Consider the following 16,753-nt stretch of genomic DNA (forward strand, 5'->3'; position numbering starts at 1 on the left):
CTTTTTTATTACTGACGATAACCCGATAAAAACTGAGCGAATCGATTAATCGCCATTTCCAACTCATCCTCATATGGTAAAGTAACAATACGAACATGATCATGATTTGGCCAGTTAAATCCTGTTCCTTGAACCAACAGTACTTTTTGTTGCAATAAAAAATCCAGTACCATTTTTTGATCATCATGAATATTAAAACGATTAATATCAATTTTAGGGAACAAATACAAAGCACCTCGAGGTTTGACACAAGACACACCCGGTATTTGATTGAGCATCTCCCACGCTTTATGGCTTTGTTCGTATAAACGACCACCTGGTTGCGTAAACTCTTTAATACTTTGATAGCCACCAATAGCTGTTTGAATGGCATGTTGCATAGGTACATTGGCACATAAGCGCATGGAGGCGAGCATTTCTAAACCTTCAATATATCCTTTGGCATGTTGTTTTGGCCCATTTAACACCATCCAGCCTTGTCTAAATCCAGCAACACGATAGGTTTTAGATAAACCATTAAAGGTTACGGTCAATACATCAGGCGCTAATTGAGCAATAGAATAATGCACCGCATCGTCATATAATATTTTTTCATAAATTTCATCTGCAAAAATAATCAGATTATGCTCACGTGCAATTTGTACAATATCCAAAAGCAATTGTTTACTGTAAACCGCGCCAGTAGGGTTATTAGGGTTGATTACCACAATACCTTTGGTATTTGGGGTAATTTTACTGCGAATATCCTCTATATCTGGAAACCAGTCAGAGGACTCATCACACATATAATGAACAGCAGTGCCGCCAGACAAAGAAACAGCCGCTGTCCATAAAGGGTAATCTGGCGCAGGAATCAAAATTTCATCCCCTGAATCCAGCAAAGCTTGCATAGACTGAACAATCAATTCGGACACACCATTACCAATATAAATATCCTCAACGGTAACATCACGCATCCCCTTGGCTTGATAATATTGCATAATCGCTTTACGGGCTGAAAATAAACCTTTTGAGTCACAATAACCTTGAGATGTAGGCAGATTTTTAATTACATCAACCAAAATTTCGTCAGGTGCTTCAAAACCAAATGGCGCTGGATTGCCAATATTCAATTTTAAGATTTTATGACCTTCTTCTTCTAAACGCTTGGCCTCTTTTGAAACGGGCCCACGAATATCATAACAAACATGTTCCAGCTTAGCTGACTTATCAATGGGAGACATTACTTTACCTTCTAAATAAATACACAAATAAAGTGTTTAATCTACTACGATTTAATTGGTTTTAAAAGAGAGGAAACCATTTAAAACAATAAACTGATCGAAATTTGTCACCACTACCGCATTTTTACCAAGAACACTATTTGTGCTTTATTGCAAAAATAGTCAAATTAAGTGCTCATTTTCTCCCTAAAAAAGCCAAAAAACATTTCGGTCTAAAAAATAATTTATCTGAGGTAATGACACAATAAGAATGGCTTATTTTTTATTATTATCCCATATCCATCAGCATCCCGAACGATTAAAAAATTCAATAATCATACCTTAACCAAAAACAGTTATTAAAAAATTTAACAAATATAATCACTATACTCATTTTTTTATTTACTTTTTAATTTATATTTGCTACGTTTACTCACACAAACCAACAGTCAAGATTGGTTAATAATGATTCAAAAAAATAAAACCTGACAAAGGAGAATTGTCATGCAACATCAAGAGCAATTAAATCAACAATTAGTTGAAAAAATTGAACACAGCGCAAAATTCAAAATGCTGGTCGAAAAAAAAACCAAGTTAGGATTAGGCCTAACACTGATTATGCTTGTTGTCTATTATGGGTTTATCTTGTTGTTAGCCTTTGCCCCAGATTTTGTTGGTACACCTCTGGCAGCAGGAAAAGCAACAACCTATGGTATCCCCATGGGGGCAGTTATCATTGTATTGTCTTTTATATTGACTGGTATCTATGTACGCAAAGCCAATACCGAGTTTGACAGACTGAATCAAGAAATCATTGAGGAGGCGTCAAAATGAGTCAACAAAAACATAAAGTGATTGCGATTGCCTTACTAACATGTATGGGAACCAGTGTATTTGCAGCAGACGCCATTACAGGTGCTGTGCAAAAACAACCTCTAAACTGGCATGCCATTATTATGTTTTTTGCCTTTGTCGCATTTACTATGGGGATCACTTACTGGGCTGCTCGCCGAACGAAATCGACAGCTGACTTTTATACAGCTGGAGGAGGTATTTCTGGATTTCAAAACGGTTTAGCCATTGCGGGAGACTACATGTCTGCCGCATCTTTTTTAGGTATTTCAGCCATGGTGTTTGACACTGGTTATGATGGCTTAATTTACTCTATCGGCTTTTTGGTAGGTTGGCCTGTTATGCTATTTTTAATTGCAGAGCGCCTACGTAACCTTGGTAAATTCACCTTTTCAGATGTGGCCTCCTACCGCCTACAACAAACACCTGTTCGCTGTTTTTCAGCAACAGGCACACTCGTTGTTGTTGCCTTGTATCTCATTGCCCAAATGGTGGGTGCAGGGAAACTGATTCAATTACTTTTTGGTATGAATTACACCTCCGCAGTGGTTCTAGTTGGGATATTGATGGTGATGTATGTTGCTTTCGGTGGTATGTTGGCCACAACATGGGTACAAATCATTAAAGCGGTCTTACTGCTTTCTGGTGCGACATTTATGGCCGTAATGGTTTTATACTATGCAGACTTTAGTTTTGAAAAACTATTTAGCCAATCTGTTGCCATACATGCAAAAGGCTCCGCGATTATGCACCCAGGTGGCCTTGTATCCAATCCTGTTGATGCAGTGTCTTTAGGTATTGCCCTTATGTTTGGCACAGCAGGTTTGCCACATGTATTGATGCGTTTTTTCACCGTTGCTGACGCAAAAGAAGCAAGAAAATCCGCCTTTTACGCAACAGGCTTTATGGGATACTTCTATATTCTGACCTTTATCATCGGCTTTGGTGCCATTATGCTGGTGTTAAACAAACCAGAGTTTATGACAACTGTGATGAAAGATGGTCAGCCTGTTACCCAATTAATTGGGGGCAGTAACATGGCAGCAATTCATTTATCACATGCTGTCGGTGGCAATATCTTCTTAGGGTTTATGTCTGCAGTAGCCTTTGCAACCATTTTAGCGGTAGTGGCTGGTTTAACATTATCAGGCGCTTCTGCTGTGAGCCATGACATTTACTCAAAAGTAATCAAAAAAGGAGTTGCCAGCAGCCGTGATGAATTTAGGGTTTCTCGGATCACCACCTTTATATTGGGTATATTGGCCATCTTATTAGGGATCTTGTTTGAAAAACAAAATATTGCCTTCATGGTTGGCTTAGCCTTCTCAATTGCCGCATCAGCAAACTTCCCTGTGCTGTTACTTTCTATGTTCTGGAAAGGCTTAACCACAAGAGGCGCAGTAATTGGTGGTGGTTTGGGTTTGTTGTCTGCGGTTACCATGATTTTACTTGGCCCAACTGTTTGGGTAGATGTATTAGGGCATGAGCATGCACTCTTCCCCTATAAAAACCCAGCCATTTTCTCAGTCACATTGGCCTTTGTCTCAATCTGGTTTTTCTCTATCACAGATAAATCAAAAAATGCTCAAGAAGAGCGCAGTAAATTTGAAGCACAATTTGTCCGCTCAATGACAGGCATTGGTATATCAAAAGCATCTGATCATTAACAAATATAATGCTCCAATAATCAAACCAGCTAGAAATTAGCTGGTTTTGTTTTATCCAAACCATCATCCAATCAAATAAAAATGTGTCCAAATATTCAGAATAAACTCCGCCAAATCGGATACATTATTTCATATAGATAGAATTCATTTCAGGTAGAGTTATAACTTACTTAGAACCACAAAAACAATAAAAACTGAAACGTTAATAGTCAGTAACCTAACGGAAATATTAAGGAATTTTTTATTTTATAAAAAAAAAGAATGTTTAGAAAATAACTGATTACTCATTTATGCTAAACATTCTCGTTAAATTAGTGATATACTAAGGGAGCTTTTACGACCATAAAGTATAAAACCTTGTTAACAAAAAACCTAAATAAGCCTTAAAACACATAACAAAACAAAGACTTTACTATATGATTATTTAGGGCGTGACAAGATATCTGCTTTTCACATAAGCGGAATATCTTCATGATAAAAATACATGTTTGAGATATGAATAATCTATGACAATAAATCAATCAACATGACAAACATAAATTTATATCATGTACGCATAATAGTTGTAACCGTAAATTTTGTCAATAGGTTACAACGTATTTTTCAAAATTGATGTTGAGAAAATTTTAATCATTTGAAAACAATATATTTTTATGAGTCGATAAAGATGAAACTTTTAGTTAACTATTTTAAAACCAATATAAAAAGTCTCAACTATGGATTATCAACTCAGTGCCAGCGACCTATTCAAACTCAATCTATCTTGTTTGCCCAAGACTAGAGAAAGCATTGCCAGAAAAGCCAAGCAAGAGGCTTGGCCTTACAAAGAAGTAAAAGGCAAAGGTGGAAGAGGTGGTGTGAAACGTGTATTTAAACTACCCGATTATGTGATTAATGAAATCTACTACTTACAAGCACATCCATTGAACATGCCAAGTAAAGAACCGATATTGAGTTATCAATTGGCTCAAAAATCACTGACAACCGAGCTACTTGAAGAATTTATCGGCGACTACAAACAATGGAGCCAACTTGTTACATTAAAGCACATCATTCCTGTTCGCATTTTCAGCCCCGAAAAAATACTGGCAAGTTACAACAGAAAATCAAGAAAAGAAAAAACTGAATTTATCCCTTTAAATCCACAATTGATCACGGAAACATTGAAAGCAAAGCCTGAATATCTGATTGCTTTTCAGGAAAAAGGCGACTCAATGTCACCAACAATCAAACCGAATAGTTTGGTTATATTTGACACAAGTAAAAATCAATATGATTCAGAAGGTATTTACCTGATCAAACAAGGACAAGAATACCGAATCAAACGTTTACAAAAAGCCACCATTTCAAAGTTATTGATCATCAGCGACAACGCTTCCATTTATCCAATCGTTGAACTGGATTTACTGAATACCAATAACAATGAATTTTGTATTTTAGGAAAATATGTATTTGATTGCGGAGCAGCAAAGTAATTATTTGAGAATACCTTTACAAACACACCAGAATTTGTAATACTTCGCCCCGACTAAAAAATTAGGAAAACACTCAATGTACCTGTATCAACAAAAATTTGTACTTTTGATCCCAGTGCTTTCTATTTTTTAGGAATATCCCCTTTTTTTAAGGGGATTTTTTTTGTCTTCATTGCAATAAATAAGGAACAATTTATGGCAAATCCATTATATAAAAAGCACATTCTCTCTATTAATGAGCTAAGTGATACAGACATAGCGTCTGTATTAACATTGGCACAACAACTGAAAAATCATCCGCGAGACGATTTACTCAAAGGTAAATTGGTGGGCAGTTGTTTTTTTGAACCCTCTACTCGAACCAGATTATCATTTGAAACAGCCATTCAACGATTAGGCGGTAATGTTATTGGATTTAGTGATGGTGCCAATACTTCTGCAAAAAAAGGCGAAACCATTGCAGACACAGTCAAAATCATCAGCTCTTACACTGATGCAATCGTGATGCGCCACCCAAAAGAAGGAGCGGCACGGGTTGCCAGTCAATTTTCATCGGTGCCGATCATTAATGGGGGTGATGGCAGTAATCAGCACCCTACTCAAACCTTATTGGATTTATTCTCCATTTTAGAAACCCAAGGCACTTTATCTGGCTTAAAGCTGGCCTTTGTTGGTGATCTAAAATATGGCCGTACGGTGCACTCCTTAGCACAAGCCCTTTCACGTTATGGCTGTGAATTCTATTTTGTTGCACCTGAGCAATTATCTATGCCAGACTATATTTGTGATGAACTGACCGAAAAGAATTGTCAATTTCATCTTGTTCAGTCACTGGATGAAATCATTCCGCTTGTGGATATTCTTTATATGACCCGCGTTCAAAAAGAGCGATTTGACGAAGAAGAGTTTAAGAAAATTCAGGGTAAGTTTATTTTATCAGCACCTATGCTCGCCAATGCAAAACCTAATATGCGCATTTTACACCCACTACCCCGAGTAGATGAAATCACTACTGATGTGGACCATACCCCATATGCCTATTACTTTGAACAAGCACAAAATGGTGTGTATGCACGCCAAGCATTATTATCGTTAGTGACAAATGAATCTATTATTTGAGTGATCAGTTAAAGGAAATGGTTATGTCAGAACAAAAAATTTTAGTTGAAGCCATTAAAGATGGCACCGTAATCGATCATATCCCTGCTGGACATGGTTTAACAATTCTTCGATTATTTAAATTAGGACAATTAGGACACAGAGTAACCGTTGGCTTCAATCTCAGTAGCCACAATAATGTTGGAAAAGACCTGATTAAAGTGGAAAACATTCACTTTAGTGATGAACAAGCCAACAAACTTGCCTTACTGGCACCCAAGGCAACTGTTAATGTCATCGAAAACTATACAGTCGTCAAAAAACACCAATTGGAATTGCCAGATTCAATTGAAAGCGTTTTTTCCTGTCCAAACTCTAATTGCGCCTCTCATACAGAACCTGTTAATAGTTTCTTTTATGTTAAAAAGCGTAATTCTGAGACAAAATTAAAATGTAAATACTGTGAAAAAGCATTTTCTCAAGATATTATGACTGAAAGCCAAACATAATGAATAAAAAAAGCCTGATGATGATCAGGCTTTTTTAACACATCAAATGTATTCTGAATCACTTCTCTTTTACTAAAGGAGGCAAATTAAACACTTGCATCAGAAAGTTAGTAAAAGCTGGATTCTCGGGTTTATGCTTCAATTTGACCCAGCGCGTTTGCCATTTTTCCAAATCTTGTTGCATCAGGGTTTGCGACTGTTCGGCAGAAATTTTGCCACTTTGTCGATCAACAGCAATACGTAAATAACTTGAAAATACAGCATCATCCACTGCATTATGACCAACCAACTCTACACGATAGCGATCAAGTGATTGAGCAGCCTGAACACGGGTTAAAGAATTGGTATTCACCAAATTGGCTAACCGATTAGCCTCCACCAATATTTTATGAGATGATTCGCCATAAGTCTGAATACTTTGAGTGGCACCTGTTTTGTCTACTTTGATATCTTTTGGTTTATACGATGTTGCACAACCAGACAGAAAAGCAGCACTAAAAAAAATAATGATTAGGTAATTTTTCATGGTGCTTAGTATAACTTAAGCACACGAAAAAAGCACTCAAAGCCATTTGCTTTAGGTGCTTTTTTTTAAAAGTGTTGTTTATGCCAAATTTTCAAATAATGCAGTAGACAAATAACGTTCACCAAAATCAGGCACAATCACCACAATCAATTTACCCGCATTTTCAGGTTTTTTGGCCAACTGCAAAGCACTCCATACAGCAGCACCAGCAGAAATACCAACCAATAAACCCTCTTCTTTTGCTAAAGCTCTTGCTGTTGCAAATGCGTCCTCATTACTGACTTTAATGATTTCATCGTATACTTCAGTATTAAGCACTTTGGGCACAAACCCTGCCCCAATCCCCTGAATAGGATGAGGTCCTTTAGGTTCACCTGATAACACAGCCGAAGCAGCAGGCTCTACAGCCACAACCTGAACAGAAGATTTTTTTGCCTTAAGCACTTCGCCAACACCAGTAACAGTACCACCTGTACCCACACCTGCAACAAAAATATCCACTTTACCATCCGTGTCGTCCCAAACCTCCTGAGCAGTTGTTGCACGATGTATTTCTGGATTAACTGGATTTTCAAATTGTTGCAACAAAACATGGGTGCTTGGGTTGGCTTCGACCAATGCATTTGCCGCGGCAATCGCGCCCCCCATACCTTCAGCACCTGGTGTTAACACCAGTTCTGCACCATAAGCACGTAACAACATACGACGCTCTTTACTCATGGTCTCTGGCATGGTAATGACTAATTTATACCCTTTTGCCGCACAAACCATAGCTAAACCAATACCTGTATTGCCGCTAGTCGGTTCCACTAAAACAGTATCTTTATTGATTTTGCCCGTTTTTTCAGCTTCTTGAATCATCGCTAAAGCAATACGGTCTTTGACACTATGAGAAGGATTAAACGATTCTATTTTTGCCACAACAGTGGCCACACTGTCCTTAGCCAAACGATTAATTTTCACCAAAGGTGTTTTACCTACTAAATCTGCCACACTATTATAAATATTCATGCCCACTCCTTTGCATTAAACCAAGTTTTAATGAATCACATCATAAACCATTTTTTATATCTTTTAATGATAAAAAATTATTTAAACCAAACTTTTTATTATTTAAAAAACTGAAATATGCTGCTTATTATCTTAAAATAGAATGATTTATCAAAGCATTAATTGATTCACTCAACAAAAAAACAGGCCATCATAGCCTGTTTTTCTTTATTTAAACCATTAACTTTCTTTATGATGGGCAGGATGCGGATTTGCCTTCATTTTACGGTTAATCAACCATTGTTGTGTAATGGATAAAATATTATTCACAACCCAATACAACACCAAACCAGCAGGGAAGAAGAAGAACATAACCGAGAACATAATAGGCATAATCTTCATCATTTTTGCTTGTAATGGGTCAGGTGGCGGTGGATTCAAAAAAGTTTGAATAAACATGGTCACTGCCATCAAAATAGGCAATACATAAAATGGATCAGGACGAGCCAAATCATGAATCCACAAAACCCAAGGTGCTTGGCGTAATTCCACCGATGCAAATAAAGCCCAGTACAAACCAATAAACACGGGAATTTGTAACACAATAGGCAAACAACCGCCTAATGGATTGATTTTTTCCTTTTTGTATAAAGCCATCATTTCTTGCTGTAGCTTCATTTTGTCGTCGCCACATTGCTCTTTTAACAATTGCAATCTAGGAGCAACAGCACGCATTTTCGCCATAGAACGATATGAGGCAGCCGTTAATGGATACAACACCAATTTAACAATAACGGTTAATAAAACAATTGCCCAGCCCCAGTTTTGTACCCAAGCATGCAACTTATTCAATAACCAGAACAATGGTGTGGCAAACAAATACACTTTGCCATAATCTTTGGTTAGCTCCAGCTTATCTGCTACTTGAGTCACAATTTTATAGTCAGCAGGACCAGCATAAAGCGACATATTAAAGGTTTCTGATTTTTCAGGAGCAATGGCAGGTAATTGCACACGAACGCCTGAAGAATATAGACCATCTTTACGTTTCTTGATTTCAAATTGACACGCATCTTTACCACAAACAGTTGGTTGCCCTTTGGGTTCCAACAACCATGTTGCAATAAAGTAATGTTGAATCATGCCTATCCAGCCAGTATTGGCACGGCGCACATAATCAACCGAATCAATTCCTTTACTAAAATCTTTATCTAAATCTTTAAAACTGACTTTTTCAAAAGAACCTTCTGGGGTGTACACAACTGGCCCCACATAAGTGGCAGCAAAATAACTTTCACCTTTAGGGGTTTGGTTATCACGCAACATAGAAAATACAGCACTTGGTGTCAGAGTTGCATCACTTAAATTATGCACAACATAACTTAACTCAATTTTATAACTGCCTTTGGTAAAAGTATAAATTTTATCAAGCGCAAAATTACCTTGTTTCGCAGTCAATTTAACTTGGAGTTGATCTCCTGTTAACTTATAACTATTTTGCTCTGCTACAAAAGGAATATCTTTGAATAGATATTGATTGTTTTGATCCAACAACCCAGTTTGAGGCACATAAATATAATCATTTTTGTTACCAAACAAAGTCATGGTTTTTGATGCGTCTTCTGTTGCATCAAAATGAGTCAATGTTAAATTACGAATATCCCCACTGTCCGCATCAATCGTGCCACGAAAAACATCTGTTTCGAACTGAATTTGTTCCCCATTTTTTAAGACACTCTCGGTGACTTTAACTGCACTTGTCTTGCCATTTGTTTGTGCACTTTGAGACTGTGTCGTCGCAGGTTTAGGCACAGGCGGTGGAAACATATAGTTCCACCCCACCATAATGGCCAAGGAAACCACAAAAAAAGCGATAAGATTTCTTTTTTCCATAACACTCAACTTAATTTAATCAAGGAACTGGGTCATAGCCACTGCCACCAAACGGATGACACCGACAAAGACGTTTGACCATTAGAACACCGCCTTTTAAAGCACCGTGTTTCTTAATGGCCTCAATTGCATACTGCGAACAAGTAGGCGAAAAACGACAACTAGGCGCAAAGTATGGGCTAATACACAACTGGTAAAAGCGAATAAAATAAAGCATTATTTTGGCCATGCTTTACCTTTTCAGCAAAGAGGATAAAGCAAGAATAGCCTCATTATGATGAGCTGCCTCAAATTTTTGCTTACTGCGGACAATATAATCAGCATGAACCAATTCATGTTTGTGACACCGAAACCATTCACGAATGGTTCGTTTCATATAATTGCGCTCATGTGCCTTTTTTGCCACTTTTTTCGCTACTATTAACCCTAATCGAGGGTAATCTAGGTTATTTTTACCCCAGAAAACCTGAAAATAGGCATTGTTTTTGCTTCGACGAAACGCAAAAACGGATGAAAACTCATCCGCTTTTAGTAACCGATAACGTCGATCAAAACCATTATTCAAGGCTTACACAGCCAAGCGCTTGCGGCCTTTGGCACGACGAGCAGCCAAAACAGCACGACCACCACGGGTTTTAGAGCGAACTAAAAAGCCATGAGTGCGTTTACGACGGGTAACTGAAGGTTGGTAAGTGCGTTTCATTTTAAATTATTCCTGATTCTCTAAGACAACATAAACTGCGCATTACACCCTGTTTATACTGATTTGTCAATGATTTTTAAGTAAATAGCCTGTGGATAAGTAAGCAAAAATGCAGTAGAATGTATCTTTGGCGGAAAATTCGTGGGCACCAAGTTTATATCGATTCAAATATGATGTGATATAAATAGCCTGCTTATATATAATCAGCCGCCTTTTTAACCGCAGAATACCCCAAAACTTTAATGAATGATCACGTTGCAACTATGGATGTAAATAATTTCTGGTCAGCTTGTTTAGGCCAGCTTGAGGCAGATCTGTCTCCACAACAATTTAATACCTGGATTCGGACTTTAGCTGTCAGTGCTGATGACGAGAACTGGTTATTGTTGGTACCCAATCGTTTTATGTTGCAATTTATTAAAGAACGCTTTTTTGATCGCATTGATGCGATTCGTGTTGAACTTGCCCCTACTTCACCCGAGCTTTTATTAAGGGTCAATGCACCACAAACACAAAGCAGTAAAACGGCAACAAACACAATTGCTCAAAAAAACAACAAAACCCAAGACAAGGCTGACATAAAAAAAAATCAGCCTCGGCCAACCCAAGAGCCTACATTGGGCAACTTACCTAAACGTAGCTTAGAAAAAGCACGTTTAAACCCTATTTACACATTTGATAATCTGGTGACAGGCAAAGGCAACCAACTGGCTCATGCCGCAGCATTACAAATTGCAGAAAACCCAGGTGACAGTACCTACAATCCCATGTTTATTTATGGTTGTACAGGCCTAGGTAAAACCCATTTAATACAAGCAATTGGTAATAAAATCCATCAACTAAAACCTGATGCGAATATTCGTTACATTCATGCTGAACGTTACGTGGCTGATATTATGAAGGCTTTTAGGGAAAAAGCTTTTGATGAATTCAAACGTTATTACCACTCTTTAGATTTATTATTGATTGACGACATCCAGTTTTTTGCAGGCAAAAACCGAACCATGGAAGAGTTTTTCTATGCGTTTAACGCTTTATTAGACAGCAAAAAACAAGTGGTCATTACCTGTGATACTTATCCTAGCCAAATTGATGGAATGGATGACCGCCTTAAGTCACGTTTTTCTTGGGGATTAACGGTTGAAATTCAACCACCTGAATTAGAAATGCGGGTCGCCATTTTGCTGAAAAAAGCCATGGCAGAAAATGTTAAATTAGATAATGATGCGGCTTTTTTTATTGCGCAAAATATCCGCTCTAATGTGCGAGAACTAGAAGGCGCTTTCAAACGGGCGCTGGCAGTGAGCCGCTTTCAGTCAAAACCGATTACCTTAGAGTTAGCAAAAGAAGCTTTAAAAGATATTTTAGCTGTGGTACAAAGACAAATTACCATTGAAGGCATTCAAAAAACAGTGGCAGACTACTACCGTATTAAAGTATCTGACCTGTTAGGTAAAAAACGGACAAGAAATATCACCCGTCCGCGCCAGTTGGCAATGGCACTGGCAAAAGAATTAACCACACAAAGTTTACCAATGATTGGCAATGCTTTTGGGGGACGAGATCACACAACCGTGATGCACGCTTGCAAAACTATTGCTGATTTAAAACAAACCGATCCAAATATTGCACAGGATTTTGACACTTTGGTGTCTATCCTAAGAGATTAACTGGCTAAAAATTAAGAGGGAAACCTGTTATGCTGATTTTACAAACTGAAAAAGACTCACTACTTAAGCCTTTAAAAACGGTAACAGGCATTATTGAACGCCGCCATACCTTACCGATATTATCCAATGTCTTAATTGAAAACAAAGGTGGTAAAACCTCTTTACTCAGTACCGACTTAGAAATTCAGATTCACACAACAGGGTTTGAATCGCAAGCGGAAGATTTTCGTTTGACCACAAATGCAAAAAAATTACAGGATATTTTGCAGGCTTTACCAGACAGCTCTTTAGTCTCTCTTGATTTAGCCCAAGATCGTGTGACTTTAAAAGCAGGAAAAAGCCGCTTTAACTTACAAACATTACCAGCAGATGATTTTCCTTTATTGGCAGTAGATGACGAAGTATCAGCTTGTTTTAGCATCAACCAAAACGTACTCAAACAAATGCTCTCACAAGTGCAATACAGTATGGCGGTGCAAGACATCCGTTATTACTTAAATGGTTTGCTGATGCAAGTTGAAGGCAATCGCTTAAACCTTGTGGCAACCGATGGTCATCGTTTGGCTTTATCCAGTGCCACAATTGATGCCGACTTACCCAAAGCAGAAGTCATTTTGCCACGAAAAACCGTGTTGGAATTGTCTAAGTTACTGAGCCAACCAGATGAAGACATCACCATTGAGTTACTGAACAATCAGGTACGTTTTCGTTGTGGTGAAAGTGTGATTGTCAGCAAAATTGTGGATGGCAAATTCCCAGACTACAAACGTGTGATCCCATTAGACAATGACAAAATTTTCTTGGTTGGTCGCACTCAGTTATTAAGCGCATTAGAGCGTGCCGCTATTTTAGCCAATGAAAAATTCCGTGGCGTACGTTTACTGATTAAACCTGGTATTTTAAGCATTGTGTGTAGCAACAATGACCAAGAAGAAGCCCAAGAAGAAATCGAAATTGCCTATCAAGGTGAACCATTGGAAATGAGCTTTAATATTGCATACCTAATGGATGTCTTGCGTAATGTCCCTGTGGACAACTTACAACTGGCTTTTGGCGATGCGAATCGCTCAAGTCTGTTCACCATCCCTGAGTATGCAGACTTCAAATACATCGTGATGCCAATGCGCATTTAACGATAAGGGTTGGGCACCCCCAACCCTTTACTATTGTTTTTTTTGGAATCGAGATAATCAAATATGACACAATCAAATTACGGCGCAGACAGCATTAAAGTATTAAAAGGCTTAGAAGCTGTGCGTAAACGCCCTGGCATGTATATTGGGGACACCCAAGATGGCACGGGCTTACATCATATGGTGTTTGAAGTATTGGACAACGCAATTGATGAAGCTTTGGCTGGGCATTGTGACACAATTACCGTCACCATTCATGCAGACAACTCTATCTCAGTGGAAGATAATGGCCGTGGTGTGCCAACGGATATTCATCCTGAAGAAGGCCGTTCTGCTGCCGAAGTGATCATGACCATTTTGCATGCTGGTGGTAAATTTGACGATAACAGCTATAAAATTTCTGGCGGTTTACACGGTGTCGGTGTTTCCGTGGTTAATGCCCTGTCGGATTGGTTAAGACTCACCATTTGGCGTGAAGGTAATATCCATGAAGTTGAGTTTCGCCAAGGCGAAGCCATTGCCCCACTTGCCACTACTGGCACCAGTGAAAAAAGAGGGACGCATGTTCACTTTTTAGCCAGTGAAGAAATTTTTGGCTTAGTAGAATACCATTTTGATATATTGGCCAAACGTATTCGTGAACTGTCATTTTTAAACAATGGCGTTAATATTTCATTAGTAGACAAACGCTCTGGTAAAACCGAAAACTTCTCCTTTAGTGGTGGGGTTGCTGGGTTTGTTACCTATATGAACCGTAACAAATCGGTATTACACCCAAAAGTATTTTATTCATTGGGCGAGAAAGATGGCATGAGCGTAGAAGTAGCCATGCAATGGAATGATTCATACCAAGAAAACGTACAATGTTTTACCAATAATATTCCACAACGTGACGGTGGTAGTCATTTAACCGCCTTGCGTCAAGTGATGACCCGTACATTAAACCAATATATTGAAGCCAACGAAGTAGCCAAAAAGGCAAAAATTGAAACCAGTGGCGACGATATGCGTGAAGGTTTAACCTGCGTGTTATCTGTCAAACTGCCTGACCCAAAATTCAGTTCACAAACTAAAGATAAATTGGTTTCCAGTGAAATTGGTCCCGTGGTGCAAGAAGTCGTGAACCAAGGTTTAACCGCCTTTTTAGAAGAAAACCCCAACGATGCCAAAATCATTTGTGGCAAAATTGTGGATGCGGCACGCGCACGGGAAGCGGCACGTAAAGCACGTGAAATCACCCGCCGCAAAGGGGTAATGGATGGTTTAGGCCTGCCCGGTAAACTGGCTGATTGCCAAGAGAAAAACCCTGAATTGTGCGAACTATATCTTGTCGAGGGTGATTCTGCGGGCGGTTCAGCCAAACAAGGGCGTGACCGTAAGTTCCAAGCTATTTTGCCTTTAAAAGGTAAAATTTTGAATGTAGAAAAAGCCCGCTTTGACAAAATGCTGGCTTCCCAAGAAGTTGCTACCCTCATTACCGCTATGGGTTGTGGTATTGGCAAAGAAGAATATAACCCTGATAAACTGCGTTATCATCGTATTATTATTATGACCGATGCGGACGTGGACGGTGCGCATATTCGCACATTGCTACTGACCTTCTTTTACCGTCAAATGCCAGAGCTTGTGGAACGTGGCCATATTTATATTGCCCAACCACCTTTATATAAAGCCAAACACGGTAAAACTGAGCGTTACTTAAAAGACGATATTGAACTGGATCAATTCTTATTAACCCTTGCTTTGGATAAAGCCAAAATTGTTTCAGGCTTGCACACCATAGAAGGGGAAGATTTAGAAAAAGTGGCCAAACAATTGCTCTTAGCACGTAATGTGATCGAACACGAAAGCCGTGCTATTGACCATTTAGTATTGGAAGCCATGTTGGCAGTTGAACCTATTGAACTGTTGCAAACCAGCGAACAAATTGATGCTGCAATTGCAACACTACAAAGCAAAATCAACCCAGAAGAAGTGGTTTTAAAACGTGTTTTTGATGAAAAAACCGAACAAGAGCTGATTAAAGTCACCCGAAAATTACATGGTAATGTGATGGTGACTTATTTGGATCAACGTTTTGTTTCCAGCAAAGACTACCTCATTTTAGCGCAGACCTCTGCCATGCTAAAAGGCTTAGTGGGTGAAGGCGCCTATGTACAAAAAGGTGAAAATACCCCTAAAGAAATCAGCAGTTTTGGTGAGGCCTTAGATATTTTGCTGGCTGATGCTAAAAAAGGCATGGCCATTCAACGCTATAAAGGTTTGGGTGAAATGAACCCCGGTCAACTATGGGAAACCACTATGGACCCAAATATTCGCCGTTTATTACGGGTAAAAATTGAAGACGCGATTGCCGCAGATGATGTATTTACCACCCTAATGGGCGATGAAGTGGAACCCAGACGTAACTTTATTGAAAGTAATGCCTTAGTTGCGCGGAATTTAGATGTTTAGTAGATATAACATCAAATAAAAACAAGCCCATATTTATAATAGAATATGGGCGTTTTTTATAAGTTGTTTCACATTAATGTTAAGCTAAAAAGCGTTCTTTTTTCCATCGTATAATGAAGCCAATGAAATGTATTTGCTTGCTGTTATCCAAAAGATCATCATGATTATTTTTAATTGCTTGTAAAACAAAATCGAAAAAGTCTTCAGATAAACTATTGGCATAAAAAATTATAAAATCTATTTCAAAAGAAGCTTCCTATAATTCAGTTTTCAATATAACTTTCTGCGATATTAATATCTTTAGTCATATCCAACTCTGGAAATTTTTTATCTAATTTTCTCAAACAAGCGATGAATCGTTCACTTTGAAGTTTTTCAGAGATATCTTCAAAAATTTCACTGATGAAATATAAATCATCTTCTTTACTTTCCTCAAGATAATGTATTGTCTCATCCTCATTTTGAGTTAATAATTCGGTCATGTCATTCCAACACTTTTCAATTCCAAAATCATCATTCAAACTCAAGCTTTTTCTCTTTTTTAAAATTGTTGCCATACAGTCTTTTAGTTCCATTTTTTA

The 16,753-nt window shown here is 38.2% G+C and carries 16 protein-coding genes; 8 read left to right on the plus strand and 8 right to left on the minus strand.

Annotation, left to right across the window (positions count from 1 at the left end):
* Positions 1-8 precede the first annotated feature (8 nt).
* Positions 9-1,223 (minus strand): pyridoxal phosphate-dependent aminotransferase, encoded by a 1,215-nt coding sequence (locus AADH04_RS06820; RefSeq protein WP_434779487.1) that lies wholly within the window; start codon positions 1,221-1,223, stop codon positions 9-11.
* A gap of 483 nt (positions 1,224-1,706) precedes the next feature.
* Here AADH04_RS06820 and AADH04_RS06825 point away from each other — a divergent pair, with 483 nt between their 5' ends.
* The 5 genes from AADH04_RS06825 (at position 1,707) to pyrI (ending at position 6,803) form a co-directional block, all read left to right on the plus strand.
* The gene (locus AADH04_RS06825) at positions 1,707-2,036 is read left to right on the plus strand and encodes a DUF485 domain-containing protein (protein ID WP_434779488.1); all 330 of its coding nucleotides are present in this window, start codon (positions 1,707-1,709) and stop codon (positions 2,034-2,036) included.
* A gap of 44 nt (positions 2,037-2,080) precedes the next feature.
* Positions 2,081-3,721, plus strand: a complete 1,641-nt coding sequence (locus tag AADH04_RS06830) for a cation acetate symporter (protein ID WP_434779814.1) — start codon at positions 2,081-2,083, stop codon at positions 3,719-3,721.
* A 716-nt stretch (positions 3,722-4,437) separates the two neighbouring features.
* The gene (locus AADH04_RS06835; protein ID WP_434779489.1) at positions 4,438-5,196 is read left to right on the plus strand and encodes a S24 family peptidase; all 759 of its coding nucleotides are present in this window, start codon (positions 4,438-4,440) and stop codon (positions 5,194-5,196) included.
* A gap of 195 nt (positions 5,197-5,391) precedes the next feature.
* A complete protein-coding gene (pyrB, locus tag AADH04_RS06840) occupies positions 5,392-6,315 on the plus strand; it encodes an aspartate carbamoyltransferase (protein ID WP_434779490.1) in 924 nt (307 codons plus the stop codon).
* Positions 6,316-6,338: 23 nt separating this feature from the next.
* Positions 6,339-6,803, plus strand: a complete 465-nt coding sequence (pyrI, locus tag AADH04_RS06845) for an aspartate carbamoyltransferase regulatory subunit (protein ID WP_434779491.1) — start codon at positions 6,339-6,341, stop codon at positions 6,801-6,803.
* 58 nt (positions 6,804-6,861) lie between these two features.
* Here pyrI and AADH04_RS06850 read toward each other — a convergent pair whose 3' ends face one another.
* From AADH04_RS06850 to rpmH, 6 genes are all read right to left on the minus strand, one after another.
* The gene (locus tag AADH04_RS06850; RefSeq protein ID WP_434779492.1) at positions 6,862-7,329 is read right to left on the minus strand and encodes a prokaryotic membrane lipolipid attachment site family protein; all 468 of its coding nucleotides are present in this window, start codon (positions 7,327-7,329) and stop codon (positions 6,862-6,864) included.
* Between the two features lie 78 nt (positions 7,330-7,407).
* A complete protein-coding gene (gene cysK, locus AADH04_RS06855) occupies positions 7,408-8,340 on the minus strand; it encodes a cysteine synthase A (RefSeq protein WP_434779493.1) in 933 nt (310 codons plus the stop codon).
* Between the two features lie 219 nt (positions 8,341-8,559).
* Positions 8,560-10,212, minus strand: coding sequence for a membrane protein insertase YidC (gene yidC / locus AADH04_RS06860; RefSeq protein WP_434779494.1), 1,653 nt, complete (start codon positions 10,210-10,212; stop codon positions 8,560-8,562).
* A 19-nt stretch (positions 10,213-10,231) separates the two neighbouring features.
* Positions 10,232-10,441 carry a membrane protein insertion efficiency factor YidD gene (yidD, locus tag AADH04_RS06865; RefSeq protein ID WP_434779495.1) on the minus strand — a complete coding sequence of 70 codons (210 nt, stop codon included), beginning with the start codon at positions 10,439-10,441 and terminating at the stop codon, positions 10,232-10,234.
* Positions 10,442-10,444: 3 nt separating this feature from the next.
* Positions 10,445-10,777: a ribonuclease P protein component gene (gene rnpA, locus AADH04_RS06870; protein ID WP_434779496.1), complete on the minus strand. Its 333-nt coding sequence runs from the start codon at positions 10,775-10,777 to the stop codon at positions 10,445-10,447.
* A gap of 3 nt (positions 10,778-10,780) precedes the next feature.
* The gene (gene rpmH / locus AADH04_RS06875) at positions 10,781-10,915 is read right to left on the minus strand and encodes a 50S ribosomal protein L34 (RefSeq protein WP_004283944.1); all 135 of its coding nucleotides are present in this window, start codon (positions 10,913-10,915) and stop codon (positions 10,781-10,783) included.
* A gap of 242 nt (positions 10,916-11,157) precedes the next feature.
* On the opposite strand from rpmH, the gene dnaA reads away from it, so the two are divergent.
* The 3 genes from dnaA (at position 11,158) to gyrB (ending at position 16,172) form a co-directional block, all read left to right on the plus strand.
* Positions 11,158-12,585 carry a chromosomal replication initiator protein DnaA gene (gene dnaA, locus AADH04_RS06880; RefSeq protein ID WP_434779497.1) on the plus strand — a complete coding sequence of 476 codons (1,428 nt, stop codon included), beginning with the start codon at positions 11,158-11,160 and terminating at the stop codon, positions 12,583-12,585.
* 29 nt (positions 12,586-12,614) lie between these two features.
* On the plus strand, positions 12,615-13,718 hold the full coding sequence (gene dnaN, locus AADH04_RS06885) for a DNA polymerase III subunit beta (protein ID WP_434779498.1): 1,104 nt from the start codon (positions 12,615-12,617) through the stop codon (positions 13,716-13,718).
* A 63-nt stretch (positions 13,719-13,781) separates the two neighbouring features.
* Positions 13,782-16,172: a DNA topoisomerase (ATP-hydrolyzing) subunit B gene (gene gyrB / locus AADH04_RS06890; RefSeq protein ID WP_434779499.1), complete on the plus strand. Its 2,391-nt coding sequence runs from the start codon at positions 13,782-13,784 to the stop codon at positions 16,170-16,172.
* A 263-nt stretch (positions 16,173-16,435) separates the two neighbouring features.
* On the opposite strand, the gene AADH04_RS06895 is transcribed toward gyrB, so the two are convergent.
* Positions 16,436-16,747 (minus strand): hypothetical protein, encoded by a 312-nt coding sequence (locus tag AADH04_RS06895; protein WP_434779500.1) that lies wholly within the window; start codon positions 16,745-16,747, stop codon positions 16,436-16,438.
* Positions 16,748-16,753: the final 6 nt, after the last annotated feature.

This window comes from Neisseria sp. Ec49-e6-T10 (assembly GCF_051132615.1).
Taxonomy (GTDB): domain Bacteria; phylum Pseudomonadota; class Gammaproteobacteria; order Burkholderiales; family Neisseriaceae.

Excerpts from the sequence above, each read along its gene's own strand:
- dnaA (WP_434779497.1), top strand. The coding sequence starts at position 11,158 with ATGAATGATCACGTTGCAACTATGGATGTAAATAATTTCTGGTCAGCT.
- AADH04_RS06825 (WP_434779488.1), top strand. The coding sequence starts at position 1,707 with ATGCAACATCAAGAGCAATTAAATCAACAATTAGTTGAAAAAATTGAA.
- yidC (WP_434779494.1), bottom strand. The coding sequence starts at position 10,212 with ATGGAAAAAAGAAATCTTATCGCTTTTTTTGTGGTTTCCTTGGCCATT.
- rpmH (WP_004283944.1), bottom strand. The coding sequence starts at position 10,915 with ATGAAACGCACTTACCAACCTTCAGTTACCCGTCGTAAACGCACTCAT.
- AADH04_RS06820 (WP_434779487.1), bottom strand. The coding sequence starts at position 1,223 with ATGTCTCCCATTGATAAGTCAGCTAAGCTGGAACATGTTTGTTATGAT.
- cysK (WP_434779493.1), bottom strand. The coding sequence starts at position 8,340 with ATGAATATTTATAATAGTGTGGCAGATTTAGTAGGTAAAACACCTTTG.
- AADH04_RS06830 (WP_434779814.1), top strand. The coding sequence starts at position 2,081 with ATGGGAACCAGTGTATTTGCAGCAGACGCCATTACAGGTGCTGTGCAA.
- pyrB (WP_434779490.1), top strand. The coding sequence starts at position 5,392 with ATGGCAAATCCATTATATAAAAAGCACATTCTCTCTATTAATGAGCTA.
- AADH04_RS06835 (WP_434779489.1), top strand. The coding sequence starts at position 4,438 with ATGGATTATCAACTCAGTGCCAGCGACCTATTCAAACTCAATCTATCT.
- dnaN (WP_434779498.1), top strand. The coding sequence starts at position 12,615 with ATGCTGATTTTACAAACTGAAAAAGACTCACTACTTAAGCCTTTAAAA.
- pyrI (WP_434779491.1), top strand. The coding sequence starts at position 6,339 with ATGTCAGAACAAAAAATTTTAGTTGAAGCCATTAAAGATGGCACCGTA.
- gyrB (WP_434779499.1), top strand. The coding sequence starts at position 13,782 with ATGACACAATCAAATTACGGCGCAGACAGCATTAAAGTATTAAAAGGC.
- AADH04_RS06895 (WP_434779500.1), bottom strand. The coding sequence starts at position 16,747 with ATGGAACTAAAAGACTGTATGGCAACAATTTTAAAAAAGAGAAAAAGC.
- AADH04_RS06850 (WP_434779492.1), bottom strand. The coding sequence starts at position 7,329 with ATGAAAAATTACCTAATCATTATTTTTTTTAGTGCTGCTTTTCTGTCT.
- yidD (WP_434779495.1), bottom strand. The coding sequence starts at position 10,441 with ATGGCCAAAATAATGCTTTATTTTATTCGCTTTTACCAGTTGTGTATT.